Source organism: Nocardioides sp. (genome assembly GCF_047602075.1).
Taxonomy (GTDB): Bacteria; Actinomycetota; Actinomycetes; order Propionibacteriales; family Nocardioidaceae; genus Nocardioides.
In genome coordinates this window covers 1,026,525-1,042,482 of the sequence record NZ_JASGIF010000002.1, presented here as the reverse complement: position 1 = coordinate 1,042,482, position 15,958 = coordinate 1,026,525, and the positions used below count along the sequence as shown (strand labels likewise).

The following is a 15,958-nucleotide window of genomic DNA, read 5'->3' as shown; positions in this document are numbered from 1 at the left end:
ACCCCGCCGTCGGCCCACAGTTCCCAGAGGTTCTCACATGCGCATCTTCTTCGCGGACAAGCTGCCGGAGCAGACCGTCAGCGACCTTGAGACCCGTGGGCATCGCTGCGTGTGCGAGCCGGGGCTGAGCGCCGGTGAGCTAGCGGAGCGGATCGGCGGCTACGACGTCCTGGTGGTGCGGAGCACGAAGGTCCCACGCGAGGTGTTCGAGGCCGCGGACCGGCTGGTGCTGGTGATCCGCGCCGGCGCCGGCACCAACACGATCGACACCGACGCCGCAGCCGAGCGCGGGGTCTTCGTCAGCAACGTCCCGGGTCGCAACGCCGCGGCCGTCGCGGAGCTGACGTTGGGGCTGCTGCTTGCCGTCGACCGAAGGATCGCCGACAACGTCGTCGACTCCCGCGGTCACCAGTGGAACAAGGCGACGTACGCCAAGTCCGACGGTCTGTTGGGCTCGACGATGGGGATCCTCGGGCTGGGGTCGATCGGCTTCCTGGTTGCAGAGCGAGCCGCCGCATTCGGCATCCGCATCCAGGCAGTGACGAAACCGGACCGATCCCCCGCAGCCAGGGCACGGGCCGAGGAGCTCGGGATCATGCTCTGCGAGTCTCTCGAGGAGCTGGTCGCGTCCTCCGACATCGTGTCCGTCCACGTGCCTGCCAGCGCCGGGACCAAGCACCTCGTCGACGAGGCATTCCTGAGCCGGATGAAGCCGGGCGCGATCCTGCTCAACACCTCACGCGGCGACGTCGTCGACGAAGCGGCACTGTTGAGGGCGTTGGACGAGGGCAGAGTCCGGGCCGGACTGGATGTGTACGACGGCGAGCCGGGCTCCGGCCGAGCCGAGTGGGATTCGCCCTTGGCTCGGCACCCCGCCGTCGTGGCCACCCACCACATCGGCGCGTCCACCACTCAGGCGCAACGGGCCATCGCGCAGGGGGTGACCGAGCTGATCGACGCCTTCGTGGCCGGCGAGGTGCGCGACTGCGTCAACCTCGACCCCGACCGACTCGGCACGATCGCGCTGACCGTCCGGCATCTCGATCGGGTCGGCGTGCTGGCGCAGGTGCTCGATCGGCTCAGCGCGGCGGGCTTGAACGTGCAGCACATGGTCAACCGTGTGTTCCGTGGTGGACAGGCGGCCGTCGCCTTCATCGACGTGGAGGGGCAGGCGTCCCCCGAGCTGCTCGAGTCCCTCGGGGCGATCCCTGACGTGCTCGGTGTCTCGGTCGTGACGCTGCGCAAGGACGAGCCCGCTCCATGACCGGCGCGATGAGCGCAGTGCGGCCGTTCCCGGCACACCTCGTGCGCCAGGATCACGCACACCGCACGGTGTCAGCGATGTCGGAGTCACAAGACGAGTCCGGCGTGGACCTCTACGGGGTCGCGGTCGACAGGTCGGCGTACGCCGAGGCTCCCGCCTCGCTCTACGTCTACCGCCAGCGCCGAGGCGACGCTTCCTACGCCGGCATCATCTGCGATGTCGCCGTCCACGCCATCGCCGATGGGCAGGTGCGCGGACACGAGGCAGTGCATCAAACCCGGGTGGATGCGCTGATCTGGCATCACGGGAGGAGCAACTCACCGCCCGCCCTGGTGAAGCTGCTCCACCGCGCCGGGCCGCAGTTCACGCGAGTGGTGGCCGCAGCGCAGCAGACCGAGCCGACCTTGGACTTCGCCGGCCCGCATGGTTTCCAGCAGACCCTGTGGCGGCTCGGCGCCGGCCCGGGAATCGACCCGCTGATCGACGAGCTGGCGGCAACCAGGCTCTACATCGCCGACGGTCACCACCGCACCGCGGCCGCCCTCGGAGAGTGGCGGATCGCGGGTCAGCCCGCCGAAGCCGGACTGCTGTGCGCGGTCTATCCCGCCGACGGGCTCACCTTGTCTGCCTTCCATCGCCGGGTGTCCGGACCGGTCGACCCGACGCGACTGCTCACCCTGCTCGACGGGGCCTTCCGAGTCCGAGAGGTCGCCGTGGCCCCGGCGCCAGCGGTCGGTTCGCTAGGTCTCTACGTCGGGAAGCGCTGGTACGACGTCAGTGTCACTGCCGACCGTCTGCCCGGGGCCGCCGGCCTCGACGTCGCGATCCTGCAGAGCCGCGTGCTCGACCGTCTCGACCCAGCTCCGCCCGGGAGGGTCCGCACCGTCGACACGATCCCGGCAGCCACCCCGCTCGACACGCTCCTCGCCCGCTGCGACGGCGACGACGGAGCGCTCTTCACGCTGGCACCCCCCTCCGCCGAGGCGGTGATCGAGGTGGCCGACGCCGGCGAGGTGATGCCGCCGAAAGCGACGTACTTCGAGCCTAAGCCGGCGGCGGGGATGTTCCTACGCCGCTAGACGTCGCGACGATGCCGCCCGCGCCATCGACCTACCGTAGATTTCGCGCGTGAGCGACAACCGACTGCACAACCTCCTCGGCGACCTCCCGGTCGTCATCGACGGCGGCTACGGCTGGCTGATGGGTGACCGCGGCCTGCCGCCCGGGGAGGCAGCCGAGTTCTGGAACGTCGACCACCCAGACGTCATCACCGCCCTTCACGAGGAGTACGCCGTCGCCGGCGCCCGAATCCTGACCACGAACACCTTCGGCGGCAGTCGCGCGCGGTTGGTGGCCAGCGGTCTCGCGGACCGGACCGTCGAGCTGAACCGGGCCGCTGCGCGATTGGCCCGAGCGGTCGCCGACCGTCACCAGGTGTTCGTGGCCGGCAACGTGGGACCCACCGGAGAACTGCTCGAGCCGTTGGGCACCCTCACCGAGACCGATGCCGTCGAGATCTTCGCCGAGCAGGTGACCGCCCTCCGCGAGGGCGGAGCGGACCTGATCCTGATCGAGACGATGAGCGATCTCGCCGAAGTCGCCGCGGCCATCGAGGGAGCTCGCCGGGCGGCACCCGAGCTGCCCATCGTGGCCACCATGAGCTTCGACACGAACCTGCGCACGATGATGGGCGTGACTCCACGAGCCGCCGTGGAGGCCCTCGCGGCGCTCGAGATAGAGGCAGTGGGGGCGAACTGCGGACGAGGCCCGGAGGAGATGATCCAGATCGCCACCGAGATGGCGCAGGCTCGAGGCGACGCGGGCGTGCTCTTGGCCGCGCAGTCGAATGCGGGTCTTCCGCAGGTGGCCGGCGCCGGCTTCGTCTACGACGTCGACCCGGCCGGCATAGCCGAGCACGGTGCCCAACTGCGCGCTCTGGGCTTCGAGCTGGTCGGATCCTGCTGCGGCTCGTCAGCCGAGCACACCCGCGCCATCGCCGAGCGGCTGGCGGCCGAAGGCCGCGTCTGACCGCCCCCGCGGGCCGACCGCAGCGGGCTCAGCGTCGGATCTGCATGACGACGGCCTTCGGCTCGGTGAAGAACTCCCGGCTGAAGTTGCCGCCCTCCCGACCCACCCCGCTGTCGCCAACCCCACCGAAGGGGGTGCGTAGGTCGCGGATGAAGAAGCAGTTGACCCACACCGTGCCCGCGCGGAGTTGGGAGGCGACCCGGTGCGCACGGGAGAGGTTCTCGGTGAACAGCATCGCGTTGAGGCCGAACCGTGTGTCGTTCGCTAGCGCGACCACCTCACCCTCGTCCTCGAAACGGTTGACGACGCACACCGGTCCGAAGATCTCCTCGCAGTAGGCCGGAGCGGTCACTGGGAGGTCGGTGACGATCGTCGGACGCACCAGCCAGCGGCCCTCGTCGTCGACGCCGCCGGTGAGGACCTTGCCGCCATCGAGCGGCACACTGTCGACGTACGACGACACCTTGTCGAAGTGCTTGCGACTCGCCAGGCTGGAGAACTTGGTGGCGGGGTCGAACGGGTCCCCGATGGTGAGTGCTTCGGCCGCAGCGACGAAGCGGTCCATGAACTCGTCGTAGATGCCCGAGGCGACGAAGAGGCGCGACCCGGCCAGACAGATCTGGCCGGAGTTCCGGAAGATGGCCTCCACCGCCCAGTGCACAGCGTTGTCGAGGTCGGCGTCCTCGAAGACGATGTTGGCGCCCTTGCCACCCAGCTCCAGGGACACCGGGGCCAGGTGGCTCGAAGCCGAGGCCATCACTGCCCGGCCGGTGGCCGAGGATCCGGTGAAGGTGACGCGGTCGACGCGGTCGTCCGCTGTCAGTGACGAGCCGGCGGGGCTGCCGTGTCCGTTCAGCACGTTGAGCACCCCGGGAGGTAGGCCGGCCTCCGCGGCCAGGCGTCCCAGCAACGTCACCGAGGCGGGGGTGTCCTCGGACGGCTTGATGATGCAGGTGTTGCCCCACGCGATCGCTGGTGCGACCTTCCAGGTGGCCATCATCAGCGGGAAGTTCCACGGGCTGATGGCCGCGACCACGCCAGCCGGGCCGTATTCACTGTAGGTGTGGTGGCCCGAGTCCATCGGGTAGACCTCACCGGTGTGGTCGCGCTGATGGTCGGCGAAGAAGCGGAAGTTCCACACTGACCTGGCAACGTCGTGCTGCGCCTGGGCGAACGGCTTGGCCATGTTGGTGGTGTCGAGCCAGGCAAGGTCGTCGGCACGCTCCTCCATCAGGTCGGCCAGCCGGCGCATGGCGGCGGCTCGCTCGGCACGCGCCATCCGCGGCCACGGTCCCTCGTCGAAGGCTCGCCGCGCACTCGCGACCGCTCGGTCGGCGTCGGCGGCGCTCCCCTCGGCCGCCTCGGCCCAGACCTCCCGGGTCCACGGGTTCCAGACCTCGAAGGTGGCGCCGTCGGTCGACGGCACCTCCTCACCGTCGATGACGTGGCCGAAGAACTGCCGCTCACTCATGCCTGCTCCTGCCCCTGTTGCTGCCTCCGCTCGGCGATGGTCACGTCGCCGGCGGCCCAATGAGTCTGGGGCACCTCTCGAAGGACGACCCGAACACTCTCGCGCGGGGCGTCGATGGCCGCCACTGCGGCATCGGTCAGGCCGGCGATGAGCGCCCGCAACTGTTCGGGGGTGCGGCCTTCGGTGAGGGTCACGTCGATGAACGGCATCATTCGCCCCCGTTGACGAAGATCGAGCCCAGGTTGGTGAAGTGGATCGCCACCGACGTGCCCGCGGGAGCGGGTACGGCGTCGGTCATGCCGCCGGTGAGCACGATCCAACCGGGCTCCAGCGCGTGCCCCCGTTTGGCCAGTTCGTTGGCTGCGAGCGCCAGTGCCTCGCCCGGGTGACCCTGCACCGCGGCGCCCGTGGCGGAGTCGACGATCACACCGTCGACCTCGACCAGGGCCGCCTCCAAGGAGAGGTCGAGGTCGCCCGGCGCCACCCCGACCGGCCCGGTGACGAATGCCCCGGAGGAAGCGTTGTCAGCGACCACATCGCCGGCGGTGAAACGGAAGTCCCGGAACCGACTGTCGATCACTTCGGCTCCACCCCAGACGGTGTCGACGGCGGCCATTGCGGTCGCACACGTGACACCTGGACCGGCCAGTCGCTCCCGCATGACGAAAACGATCTCGGGCTCGATGCGCGGGTGGATCAGCCGCGGCTGCGGCACCGGGTCGCCGGCGGGCATGACCATGGCGTCGGTCAGCCACGCCACGAACGGGAAGTGCACGCCCATCCGTTGCTGCTTGGCCTTGCTGGTCAGCCCGAGCTTGACGCCGACGAGCGTCTCGCCGCGGTCGAGCCTCGCTTGGAGGGTGCGGTCCTGGATGGCGTAGCCGGTCGCGAGGTCGAGCTCGGGCCACTCGTCGCTGAACGGTGGTCGGTCAACCCGCTCGGCCTCGCACCGAAGCAGCTCGGCTGCCACTGACTCGATGTCCCAGGCCATCAACGCACCCCCACTCCGGCCAGGTCACCGAGCGTCTGCTCCTCGGCCAGCTGGACCGCGATGTCGATGATCATGTCCTCCTGACCGCCGACGTAGCCATGCTCGCCGACTCTCTGCAAGATCGCGTGAGCCGGCACGCCGTACCTCTCCGCGGCCCGCTCGGCATGCAGCAGGAAGGAAGAGTAGACCCCGGCGTAGCCCTGGGTGATCGAGGAGCGGTCCATCCACGGCAGCCGCGGGATGAAGGGGCGCACCACCTCCTCGGCTGCAGAGAGCACCTCACCGAGGTCGACACCGGTGCGAATGCCCATCCGCTCGAAGGTTGCCGCCAGCACCTCGGTCGGTGAGTTGCCGGCGCCGGCACCGAGGGCGCACAGGGCGCCGTCGATCTGCTTCGCGCCGGCCTGGTAGGCCAGCACCGAGTTGGCGATGCCCAGACTGAGGTTCTGGTGGCCGTGGAAGCCCACCTGTGCACCGTCACGGCCGATCTCACCGATCACCGCCTCGACTCGCTCCTGGGCGTCGGACAGCACCAACGCACCGGCGGAGTCGACGACATAGACGCACTGGGCACCCGCGTCGACCATCGTGCGGGCGTTGCGGGCAAGGATCTCGGGGGTGGCCATGTGCGAGAGCATCAGGAAGCCGACCGTCTCCATGCCGAGCGCCCGCGCCTCGCCGAAGTGCTGGATCGACACGTCCGCCTCGGTGCAGTGGGTGGCGATCCGGGCCACCGATGCGCCGACGGCGTGGGCCCTCTTCAGGTGCTTGACCGTTGCCAGACCGGGCAGCATCAAGATCGCGATCTTGGCGCGCGTAGCCTCGTCGACCGCCGCCGAGATCAGGTCGAACTCGTCGACCTTGCTGAAGCCGTAGTTGAAGCTCGACCCACCGAGGCCGTCACCGTGGCTGACCTCGATCACCTGCACGCCGGCGCGATCGAGAGCAGACACGACTCCACGCACCTGTTCTTCGGTGAACTGGTGGCTCATCGCGTGCGAGCCGTCGCGCAGCGTCGAGTCGGTGATGCGCAGGTCGGTCGAGCCGCCGGGAGTCGTCGCGTTGGCGAGCACCTCGCTCTCGGTCACCTCGCGACCGACGGCCGGAGTGTCCTCGGGACGGATCGTCATGTCACCCACGGTCACACCCCTGCCCTCGCGAGGTCGGAGCTGGACTTCCACGACGCGTCGATGCCGAGGCGATGGGCAACCATGAGGTCGCCGACCCGGACCGCAGCCGCGGTGATGATGTCGAGGTTGCCCGCGTAGTCGGGCAGATAGTCGCCGCCCCCCTTCACCTCGATCGGGATGAAGACGCGCGCCTGGCCGCGCCACGCGTCACGCGCGGGGTCGAACTGCGGGTCAGAGCGCAGGTGGTAGCCGGCGACGTACTCCTGGACGGTGGCGACCATCGCATGGATGGACTCCAGGATCTTGTCCTGCAGGTCACCGGGCTCTCCGGCTTCCTCGGGGATGGCGCAGAACACCGAGTTGCGCATCATCAGCGGCGGCTCGACCGGGTTGAGGATGATGATCGCCTTGCCCTCGCTGGCACCGCCGATCGCCTTGACCGCCTCCGCGGTCGTCTCGGTGAACTCGTCGATGTTGGCACGGGTGCCGGGTCCGGCCGACCTGCTGGAGACCGAGGCGACGATCTCTGCGTAGGGCACCGGGACCACCGACGACACCGCGTGCACCATCGGAACGGTCGCCTGGCCCCCGCAGGTGATCATGTTGACGTTGGGGGCGTCGAGGTTGAACTCCAGGTTGACCGGCGGGCACAAGAAGGGCCCCACCGCTGCCGGGGTGAGGTCCACGGCGAGGATGCCGGCGTCGGCATAGCGTGGCGCGTTGGCCTGGTGAGCCTTGGCGGAGGTCGCCTCGAAGACGATGTCGGGCAGCTCGTCCTGGCCGAGCAGCCAGTCCACGCCCCCGGCCGAGGCCTCCAGCCCCATCCTCGTGGCCCGGGCCAGTCCGTCCGAGGTCGGGTCGACCCCGACCATGAAGCGCGGCTCGACGATCTCGCTGCGGCGGATCAGCTTGAACATCAGGTCGGTGCCGATGTTGCCTGGTCCGACGATGGCAGCGGTGGCCTTGTTGGTCGTCATCCCTGTTCCTCTCGGTTGCCGGAGAACCGGGCAGTGACCGAGCCCAGTCCGGCGAAGGTCGCGGTGAAGGTGTCGCCCGGGGACACCGGCGCCATCGCGCAGATCGACCCGGGAAGGACGACATGGCCGGCCTCGAGGATGACGCCCCGGGCACCGACGGTGTTGGCCAGCCAGACCAGTGAGGTCAACGGCGAACCGAGCACGGCACCCCCGGCACCGGTGCCGACCACCTCGCCGTTGCGGGTCATCACCCCGCCGCTCAGCCGGAGGTCGACCTCGGCGAGCGACGTCGGAGTGGATCCGAGCACGAGCGCCCCCGAGCTCGCGTTGTCTGCGATGGTGTCGGGCAGCCCGATCTTCCAGTCCGCAACGCGACTGTCCACGATCTCGAGCGCCGGAAGCACGAAGTCGACCGCCGCCATCGCCTCGGGCACGGTCACACCAGGCCCCCGCAAGGGTCTCTTGAGCACGAACGCGATCTCGGGCTCGATGCGCGGCTGCAGGAAACGCCCCACCGGGATGGGGGTGTGCTCGAGGAAGAAGAAGTCGTCCATGAGGTGCCCGTAGTCGGGCTCGTGGACCCCGAGCAGCCGCTGCATCGCATGGCTGGTGAGACCGACCTTGTGACCCCGCACCGTGCGGCCGGACGCCACCCACTGCTGGACCTGCAACAGCTGGATCGCGTAGGCGTCGCCGACGCCCATGCCCTGATAGGTGCTGGTCGGTGGCGCGATCGGCTCGCCGCTGTCGTACGCCGCCAACAGCGACTGCGCGGCGGCAGCGCGCGTCTCCTCGTCCAAACCCTCGACGGTCACAAGTCCAACTCCAGCCGTTCACTCGTGGGTCGCGAGCAGCAGATCATCATCTTGTCCATTGCCACCTGCTCCCGCTTGGTCAACACGAGATCCTGGTGGTCGACCGTGCCCGACAGCACTCGGGTCACGCACGAGCCGCAGATCCCGTCACGACAGTCGTTCTCCACCTCGATGCCCAGCGCGAGCACAGTCTCGAGGATGTTGGCGTCAGGCTTCATCCGCAGCGTGTGACCGGCCTGCGCAAGGACCAGCTCGTAGCTGTCGCCGTCCAGAGGCGCTGCCTCCTTCGGCTCGACACCCACGCGGCTGAACAGCTCGAAGCGGACGATGTCGTGGTCGGGCCCGTGCACCTTCTCGGCGGCCTCCTCGACCGCGCGCAGCAGACCCACCGGTCCGCAGACGTAGATCAGCCCACCCTCGGGGAGGCTGCGCACGACCCCTTCCAGGTCGGGCCGCCCGTCGGTGTCCTCGGCGAGCATCCGCACCCTGTCACCGAGCGCACCGAGGCGGTCGCAGAACGCCATCGAGTCGCGAGTGCGACCTCCATAGGTCAGTTGGAACGGCTTGCCGGCACGGTCCAGGTGCTCGGCGAAGGTGACGATCGGGGTGACCCCCACGCCGCCGGCGAGCAGGGCATGGAAGGAGGCGTCCTCGAGCGCGAAGCCCTGTTTGGGCCGAGTGACCAGGAGCCGGTCTCCGACACGGAGCTGATCGTGGACGAACAGGGAGCCTCCGCGTCCATCCGGTTCGCGCAGCACCGCGATCTCGTAAGCCGACAGGTCCCGCGGGTCGCCGCAGAGGGAATACTGCCGGGTGCTGCCGTCGGGGACGTAGACGTCGATGTGGGCACCGGGCTCCCACTCGGGGAGGGGCTTGTTGCTCTCGATGCGGGTCAGTCGGAGCGAGATCACGCCGTCGGCCTCGAGCCGCATCTGGGTGACCCGCAGCTCGCGCTGCTCAACCATCGCCCACCTCCTCGGCCAGACCGAGGAGCTTGCGGACTTGGGCGTACGACGAACCTGGATCGGTCACGTCGAACAGCACGGACCTGATGCCCAGGTCTTCGGCCCCCCTGATGTTCGTCGCCTGGTCGTCGAGGAACACCATGTCGCCGAACGCCACGTCGAGTCGTTCGGAGAGCAGCTCGTAGAGTCTCGGGTCAGGCTTCAGGAAGCCTTCGACCGACCCGTCGACGATCACGTCGATGTCACCGAGGATGTCGATCTTCTCGATCCACGAGTCGCTGTGGAAGTCGCGCAGGTCGTTGGTGAGGATCCCCACCGGGATGCCCGCCTCGTGGGCGTCGCGGACCAGTGTCCGGGCTCGATCGCGGATCAGCTCAGGGCGAGCCGGCTCGTACAAGTGGGCTACCAGAGCGCGGATGTTCCCCCCGGCGCCACCGGCGGCGTGCCACTCCTCGGAGCGGTGCGCCCAGTAGGCACGCTCGGTGATCCGACCTGCCTGCAGGTCAGCCCAGTCTGGATCTGGCCGATCAGCGGGCGCAAACGGTCCTCGCTCGTGCAGGAGGGCATGGGCCGGCGAGTCAGCATCGGCGGCGACCAGTTCGAAGATGGTGAGCAGGACCGGCCCGCCGAAGTCGAGGACGAGCGCCCGAGTGGTCATCTCAGTGCTCCGGCTCCTCGATGACGGCGCGTGAGAAGAGCACCACGTTGCCCGTCCACCGGCACTCCGCACACCAGGTGAGGAAGATCCGGTCTTCGCCGCTCCACCACTCCGAGATCAGCCCGCGGTCCAGCGAGACCCCGCAGTGCGGGCAGAACTTCGGCTTGTCGAGCAGGTGGAGTGCCGCATCCGAGGCGAACCAGTCGCCAGGCGGCGGAAGCCGATGTGGATCAGGCGGCAGGTCCGGCCACGGCCCGTGATGGGCGGCTCGCCTCGCCTGCTGCTCGAGGTCAGGCACCGGAACCCGCCTTCTCCCGCACCGCTGCAGCGTCTCGGTGCAGCGCGAGCAGCTGCTCGCGGATCGGGCTGTAGCGCATCGAGCCGCCGTTGATCCATTGGTCGGTGAAAGCGGTGCCGGCACCGAACTTGTCCTTCTCGCAGGGCAGGTCGATGATGTCGTGCTTCTCACGCACGACTCCCGGCGGGTCCTCGCCGTCCTCGATGGCGGCCATCGCCTCCTTGAACATCTTGCGCAGCATCGCAACGCCCTGGTCGGAGCGACCGAGGTGCTCTTGCGAGCGGTCGGTGATGGTGCCCTGCGAGACCCACGCCATCACGTCTTGGCCCTCGACGTAGTCGGTGATGAACTCGCCGTTCTCGTCGATCCACTCGTAGTCGTAGACCACCGGTCGATCCTGCTTCTCCCAGGTGCCGCCCTCGGGGTGGTGCAGGCTGTAGAACAGCTTCCAGGTGGTGGTGTCGTCGATCGGGACCCGGATCTGCATCTGGTCGATCCACATCCCACCCACCCGCATACCGTAGGGGAACATCAGGGGATGGCCGATGGCCCAGTCGTCGCTCTCCTCCGTATGGCCCTCGAGCACCCGCCGCTTGATGATGCCGAACTCGAACTCGTCGAAGGACACCTTGATGTGCTTCTTCTGGAACGACTTGGGCGCCTCGAACCCCTCGACTTGGCCGAGGAACTCGAAGTAGGCACCGTGGAGCCACTCGACGTGGTGGGGGTCGACGGAGTTCTCCATGATCTGGAACCAGTTGCACGGCAGGGTCGCCACGCCGATGTCCCGGATGCCGTCTTGGACGTAGACGTCGAAGCGCGGCAGCTCCGGCACCGGTTGGGGCCCGACATAGACCCACACCATGCCGCCCATCGTCTGGGCGACCCCGGCCTTGGCCTTGATCTTGTCGCGGAACGCGGTGTTGTCGTTCTCCGCAGGCTGGTCGATGCACTGGCCGTCGAAGTCGTACTTCCACCCGTGGTAGCCGCAGCTGATCCCGTCGTCACGAACGACGCCGTAGGTCAACGATGCGCGGCGGTGCGGGCAGGACTCACCGATGATGCCGTACCTGCCGGACGGAGTCTTGTAGAGCGTCCAGTTCTCGCCGAGCAGACGCACGGTCTTGCTCGGCCTGCCCTCGTCGAAGTCCTGCTCGAAAGCGATCGGGTACCAATAGCGGCGTAGCAGCTCGCCCATCGGGGTGCCGGGACCAACCCGAGTCAACTCTTCGTTCTGTTCCACGGTCAGCATCTGGATATGTCTCCTAAGGGATGAAGAATGGCCAGGATCGTCAGTCGAGGACGGTGACCTTGCCGGTGTTGCCGTCGACCCGGATCATCTGTCCGGTCCTGATGGTCTTGGTTCCGAAAGCGGTGCCGGTGACGGCGGGGAGGCCGTACTCGCGACAGACGATGGCTGCGTGGCTCATCATCCCGCCGACATCGGTGACCGTGGCCTTGATCTTGCCGAACACGGGCGCCCACGAGGGCGCGGTGAGCGGCGCGACCAGGATCTCGCCATCTTGGAGCTGACCGATCTCGTCGGCGCCGAAGATGACCCGAGCCGGACCCTCGACCAGCCCTGGGGAGGCGGCGAAACCGGACAGGGTGCCGTCGCCGTCCTCGCCGGAACCGACCTGCAGCCACGCGGACACCGAGTCGGAGGTGATGCCCCAGAGCATGACCGTGAACGGCTCGGTGACCACCTCCGGCGGGATGCCGAGCGCCGGCGGCGGGCTCCACGCCTTGAGTGCGGACAAGATGCCCTTACGACGTTCGATCTCCTTGATCCAGTAGCCACCCTGACCACGCGAGGGAGCGCCGACCGCCCAGCCGGAGTAGTAGTCGTAGAGCGCCTCGGCGACCTCGTAGCGCTTGAACATGAACACGTCGTCGATCTCGTTGATGAACCCGGCCTCGAGGAGCACCTCACCGAAGGCCCGCATCTTGCGCCACAGCACCGAGTGCGCCCAGTGCTCGACGTAGAAGTTGTGGTTCTCCACGTAGGGGAACACCACACGCGACAGCCCGAGCTTGGCGTCGAACGCCGCGCGATCCTCGTCGGAGTCGAGCAGGTCCCGGTATTCGGAGACCACGCGGTCGCGCTCGGCGTGCAACGCCTCGACCGGGCGGTTGAGGTCGACGCCCTTCTTGACCTTCTCGATGTAGTCGGCGATGTAGCCGAACGGCACCTCGACGTTCTGGATCCAGATCTTGTCGGAGTGGTAGAAGCCAGAGCCGGTGGAGAAGTTGAACCACGGCTCGCTGGCCTCCTCCCACGCGGCCAGCCAGGCCCGGCCGGCGTCGGAGCGTTCCAGTGCCTCCTTGATCGCCCCAGGGTCACGCGAGCCGAAGTGGTCGTCGATTCCGGATCCGACGGCGAGCCGGGCCAGCTTCTTCAGCTCGTCGTCGGGCCGGAACAGGTCGACGTCCACCCCGGCCACCATCTTGGCGATCGAGAGGTCGGGGATGCTGGGGAAGGCCTGCTTGCAGAACCCGAAGAAATCGAGGTAGGCCGCGTAGCCGAGGTTCAAGAACTCGAAGTGGTACTGCCACAGCTTCAACGCCAGGCCGAGGAGCTGATGGTACGTCGTGATCAGGCCCAGTCCCGAGCCCGTGCCGACTCCCGACGTGATGACATCGAGGTCCTCCTTCTCCGGCAGCGGAGCCACCTCGAGTTCGCTCATCTCCTGCACGAGTGCGCGGATCTTCACCAGCCAGTCGCCGTAGAGCCGGTCCCAGTTCCCGAAGTAGAACCCGGCTCGCTCGAGGAACATCGGCACTCGCGCCTCGATGTCCTCCGGCGGGGCCGGAACCGGGGAAAGGTAGGCGTAGCCGTTGAGGATCCGGTAGTCGACACCGTACGCCGGCGGGATGATGTAGTGCCGGGTGTTGTACTGCGACAGCGAGCTGATCGCGAACTCGTAGAAGGTCGTCTCCCAAGGGGTCACGGCCTCGGGCCAGTGCACCCCGTCCTGGAACCAGAACCCTCCGTCCTCGTACTCGCGACGCTCCTCACAGAAGAGGGAGGAGTAGCTGGAGGCTCCTCCCAACCTTCAGCGCCCGGAGGCGCGGCGATCTCGAACGGGCTCGGGAAACGATCGGCCATGGTGCTGACTTCCTCCGGAGGTGCGACCCGACGGGTGCCGGGTAGGTGGGTGATGGATGGTGCTTCGACCACGGGTCCTATGAAGGCTCGGGCTCAGGTGTCCGAGGTCGCCCCCTTGTGGGCGTACAGCGGGTTGACCAGCGTCGAGACGATGCTCGACATCAGGTCGGTGTCGGCCTTGACCTCGTGGCTCTGCTTGCTCCACACGGTCTCGGGTCGAGCCTGGAGGAGGACCACGTCCTCGCCTGCCGGAAGATCGTCGTCGACCGCCCACTCGATGTCCTGCGGGCAGCCGTAGTGCTTCTCCGCGGTGCGTGCCAGCCGGGCGATCGCCACGATCTCCTCGTCGGTGAGCGACGGCTGAAGGTGTAGGTCCTCGGACAGTTCGACCCGGCTGACCCGATCGTCGGCTAACTGGTAGGCGTGCGTCTTGGGTGAGATCGTGCGCCGGCTGATCGACCACATGACCTTGTCCACCAAGAAGTTGTCCGGGGTGACCTCGCCGGACACCACGCCCTCGCCGAAGCCCCACGCGGAGTCGATGCAGATCCCCGACCTGTCGCCGTTGGTGGGGTCGAGGGTGAAGGCGACCCCGGCGGAGCGTGGCCGCACCATCTTCTGCACTGCCACCCCCATGTCGACCTTGGTGTGGTCGTAGCCCATCTCCTCGCGGTAGGCGATGGCCCGGTCGGTGAACAGGCTGGCCCAGCAGGCGCGCACCCTTGCGAGGACGTCATCGATCCCACGGACCCAGAGGTAGGTGTCGTGTTCACCCGCGAAGGACGCATCCGGGGTGTCCTCCGCCGTGGCCGACGACCGGACTGCTACCGGGACGTTCTCCACACCGCAGTGCGCGCAGAGGTCGGCGTACCCCTTGCGGATCAACCGCTCGGCGTCCTGCGGGATCGGCCAGCTGCGCACCATGGCCCGAGCCCGCTTCGCCGCTGCCGTCAGTCCGTCGGTGTCGCCGACCGGCACGGTCTGCAGCATGTCGGTGAGCTCGTCGTAGTCGGGAGCCAGCTCCTTCGCGGCGGCATAGACCGACGTAGTCACCGCGAATCCCGGTGGAACGGGCAGTCCGGCCTGGCTCATGGTGCCGAGCGAGGCGCACTTGCCGCCGACGACGGGCTTGGCCTCCTCTGTCAGGGTGTCGAAGGTGATGACGTACGGCGCGTCACTCATCGGGCCCCTCCTGCTGGTCGAAACGCGGATCGTGGATGGGCGGGAGGGCGTCGAGGTCGGGGACGGCGACCTCTTGGACGCGGTTGCGGTAGAGCACCAGCGCGGTCACCCCACCCTCGAGCAGCCGCACCCGGACGAACTCGGTGTTGAACGGTTCGCCGGGGTCGTAGCCCATCGCGAGAGCGGCGAAGGCGCGGATCGGTCCCGAGTGGGTGGCCACCACGATCGAGCGGGCGGAGGTCCGCTCATAGGCGGCCAAGATGCCACGCCAGAACCGGCGCACACAGGAGACCGGCGGCTCGAAGTACATCATCGGCATCGTCAGCCAGTGTGTGATCGGGTCGCCGCCGCCCTGCTGGATGCCCCAGAACCGGTCGACGTCGACGAGCCAGCCGGGGCGCTCGCCCAAGCCGACCCGTTCGTACTTCTCCATCTCCCGGTGGTAGATCCGGAAGGCGCTGGTGACGTCGCGGGGGCCGTCCGGGGTGGCGACCTCGAAGTTGCGGAAGAGCTGGTCGTCCTGGAGCTCGCTGACCTCGGGGTCGCCGCGCCCGTAGAGCTCGATGTTGTCGATCAGTCCGCGGCGTAGGTGCTCACCGGTCTGGCGCGCACGGTTCGTCGGCGCGCACAGCATCTCGACGCGCTGTCCGTCGAAGACTCGGCGGGCGAGCTCCTGGCCTCGGCGGTGTGCCTGCCAGGAGCCCAGCGGGGTGAGCCCGGACTCCGAGGAGTAGCCCTGGGTCTCGCCGTGCCGCACCAGATAGACATCGCAGTCGATCCCGGCCAGCTGGTCTCGCCGCTCCGGGACGAGCTCCTTGGTGCGGGTGACCTCCGCCCAGGCCCGGGAGGTGCCGACGACGTCGCCGTCGTACATCACCGGGTCGCTGTGCTGGTCGCCTCGCTCGCGGAATCGGCGCAGGTAGAGCGGGAGGGAGGGATCTTGAGGATCCGGCGAGGGCGACGTCGGTGGGACCGAGCGGCGGGCCCGATGGCGGGTCAGGTAGGCCGGCGCGTCGGGGCGTTCGGTTCGCGGCAACGTCCGGCCGGTCTCCTCGTCGATGGTCATCGCC

At 68.3% G+C, this 15,958-nt stretch carries 16 protein-coding genes; 3 read left to right on the top strand and 13 right to left on the bottom strand.

The features are described from left to right. Window positions 1–37: 37 nt before the first annotated feature. From QM714_RS17710 to QM714_RS17700, 3 genes are read left to right on the top strand one after another with little or no spacing between them, the layout of a single operon-like run. Complete coding sequence (locus tag QM714_RS17710) at window positions 38–1,264, top strand: phosphoglycerate dehydrogenase (protein ID WP_415102655.1); 1,227 nt, start codon at window positions 38–40, stop codon at window positions 1,262–1,264. After that, on the top strand, window positions 1,261–2,343 hold the full coding sequence (locus QM714_RS17705) for a DUF1015 family protein (RefSeq protein WP_415102654.1): 1,083 nt from the start codon (window positions 1,261–1,263) through the stop codon (window positions 2,341–2,343). The genes QM714_RS17710 and QM714_RS17705 overlap by 4 nt, the downstream gene beginning before the upstream one ends. 49 nt (window positions 2,344–2,392) lie before the next feature. Beyond that, window positions 2,393–3,292, top strand: coding sequence for a homocysteine S-methyltransferase family protein (locus tag QM714_RS17700; RefSeq protein ID WP_415102653.1), 900 nt, complete (start codon window positions 2,393–2,395; stop codon window positions 3,290–3,292). Between the two features lie 28 nt (window positions 3,293–3,320). Here the strand turns inward: QM714_RS17700 and QM714_RS17695 are convergent, their stop codons facing one another. The 13 genes from QM714_RS17695 to QM714_RS17635 all read right to left on the bottom strand — a co-directional run bounded on the left by QM714_RS17695 (window position 3,321) and on the right by QM714_RS17635 (window position 15,954). After that, complete coding sequence (locus QM714_RS17695) at window positions 3,321–4,763, bottom strand: aldehyde dehydrogenase (protein WP_415102652.1); 1,443 nt, start codon at window positions 4,761–4,763, stop codon at window positions 3,321–3,323. Next, complete coding sequence (locus QM714_RS17690) at window positions 4,760–4,972, bottom strand: tautomerase family protein (RefSeq protein WP_415102651.1); 213 nt, start codon at window positions 4,970–4,972, stop codon at window positions 4,760–4,762. Before QM714_RS17690 ends, QM714_RS17695 begins: the two co-directional genes overlap by 4 nt. Beyond that, a complete protein-coding gene (locus tag QM714_RS17685; protein WP_415102650.1) occupies window positions 4,972–5,754 on the bottom strand; it encodes a 2-keto-4-pentenoate hydratase in 783 nt (260 codons plus the stop codon). Before QM714_RS17685 ends, QM714_RS17690 begins: the two co-directional genes overlap by 1 nt. Further along, entirely contained in the window at window positions 5,754–6,884 is a 1,131-nt protein-coding gene (gene dmpG, locus QM714_RS17680; RefSeq protein ID WP_415102649.1) for a 4-hydroxy-2-oxovalerate aldolase, read from the bottom strand. The genes QM714_RS17685 and dmpG overlap by 1 nt, the downstream gene beginning before the upstream one ends. A gap of 11 nt (window positions 6,885–6,895) precedes the next feature. After that, entirely contained in the window at window positions 6,896–7,861 is a 966-nt protein-coding gene (locus QM714_RS17675; protein WP_415102648.1) for an acetaldehyde dehydrogenase (acetylating), read from the bottom strand. Beyond that, window positions 7,858–8,676, bottom strand: coding sequence for a 2-keto-4-pentenoate hydratase (locus tag QM714_RS17670; protein WP_415102647.1), 819 nt, complete (start codon window positions 8,674–8,676; stop codon window positions 7,858–7,860). Before QM714_RS17670 ends, QM714_RS17675 begins: the two co-directional genes overlap by 4 nt. Next, a complete protein-coding gene (locus tag QM714_RS17665) occupies window positions 8,673–9,641 on the bottom strand; it encodes a PDR/VanB family oxidoreductase (protein ID WP_415102646.1) in 969 nt (322 codons plus the stop codon). Before QM714_RS17665 ends, QM714_RS17670 begins: the two co-directional genes overlap by 4 nt. Next, window positions 9,634–10,299 (bottom strand): HAD-IA family hydrolase, encoded by a 666-nt coding sequence (locus QM714_RS17660; RefSeq protein WP_415102645.1) that lies wholly within the window; start codon window positions 10,297–10,299, stop codon window positions 9,634–9,636. The genes QM714_RS17665 and QM714_RS17660 overlap by 8 nt, the downstream gene beginning before the upstream one ends. Before the next feature lies 1 nt (window position 10,300). Further along, window positions 10,301–10,597, bottom strand: a complete 297-nt coding sequence (locus QM714_RS17655; RefSeq protein ID WP_415102644.1) for a hypothetical protein — start codon at window positions 10,595–10,597, stop codon at window positions 10,301–10,303. Beyond that, the gene (locus QM714_RS17650) at window positions 10,590–11,849 is read right to left on the bottom strand and encodes a Rieske 2Fe-2S domain-containing protein (RefSeq protein WP_415102643.1); all 1,260 of its coding nucleotides are present in this window, start codon (window positions 11,847–11,849) and stop codon (window positions 10,590–10,592) included. The genes QM714_RS17655 and QM714_RS17650 overlap by 8 nt, the downstream gene beginning before the upstream one ends. Before the next feature lie 40 nt (window positions 11,850–11,889). After that, a complete protein-coding gene (locus QM714_RS17645) occupies window positions 11,890–13,650 on the bottom strand; it encodes a PEP-utilizing enzyme (RefSeq protein WP_415102642.1) in 1,761 nt (586 codons plus the stop codon). A gap of 149 nt (window positions 13,651–13,799) precedes the next feature. Further along, window positions 13,800–14,888, bottom strand: coding sequence for a PEP/pyruvate-binding domain-containing protein (locus QM714_RS17640; protein ID WP_415102641.1), 1,089 nt, complete (start codon window positions 14,886–14,888; stop codon window positions 13,800–13,802). Next, window positions 14,881–15,954 (bottom strand): histidine phosphatase family protein, encoded by a 1,074-nt coding sequence (locus tag QM714_RS17635; RefSeq protein WP_415102640.1) that lies wholly within the window; start codon window positions 15,952–15,954, stop codon window positions 14,881–14,883. Before QM714_RS17635 ends, QM714_RS17640 begins: the two co-directional genes overlap by 8 nt. Window positions 15,955–15,958: the final 4 nt, after the last annotated feature.

Excerpts from the sequence above, each read along its gene's own strand:
- QM714_RS17710 (WP_415102655.1), top strand. The coding sequence starts at position 38 with ATGCGCATCTTCTTCGCGGACAAGCTGCCGGAGCAGACCGTCAGCGAC.
- QM714_RS17705 (WP_415102654.1), top strand. The coding sequence starts at position 1,261 with ATGACCGGCGCGATGAGCGCAGTGCGGCCGTTCCCGGCACACCTCGTG.
- QM714_RS17695 (WP_415102652.1), bottom strand. The coding sequence starts at position 4,763 with ATGAGTGAGCGGCAGTTCTTCGGCCACGTCATCGACGGTGAGGAGGTG.
- QM714_RS17690 (WP_415102651.1), bottom strand. The coding sequence starts at position 4,972 with ATGCCGTTCATCGACGTGACCCTCACCGAAGGCCGCACCCCCGAACAG.
- QM714_RS17685 (WP_415102650.1), bottom strand. The coding sequence starts at position 5,754 with ATGGCCTGGGACATCGAGTCAGTGGCAGCCGAGCTGCTTCGGTGCGAG.
- dmpG (WP_415102649.1), bottom strand. The coding sequence starts at position 6,884 with ATGACGATCCGTCCCGAGGACACTCCGGCCGTCGGTCGCGAGGTGACC.
- QM714_RS17675 (WP_415102648.1), bottom strand. The coding sequence starts at position 7,861 with ATGACGACCAACAAGGCCACCGCTGCCATCGTCGGACCAGGCAACATC.
- QM714_RS17665 (WP_415102646.1), bottom strand. The coding sequence starts at position 9,641 with ATGGTTGAGCAGCGCGAGCTGCGGGTCACCCAGATGCGGCTCGAGGCC.
- QM714_RS17660 (WP_415102645.1), bottom strand. The coding sequence starts at position 10,299 with ATGACCACTCGGGCGCTCGTCCTCGACTTCGGCGGGCCGGTCCTGCTC.
- QM714_RS17650 (WP_415102643.1), bottom strand. The coding sequence starts at position 11,849 with ATGCTGACCGTGGAACAGAACGAAGAGTTGACTCGGGTTGGTCCCGGC.
- QM714_RS17640 (WP_415102641.1), bottom strand. The coding sequence starts at position 14,888 with ATGAGTGACGCGCCGTACGTCATCACCTTCGACACCCTGACAGAGGAG.
- QM714_RS17635 (WP_415102640.1), bottom strand. The coding sequence starts at position 15,954 with ATGACCATCGACGAGGAGACCGGCCGGACGTTGCCGCGAACCGAACGC.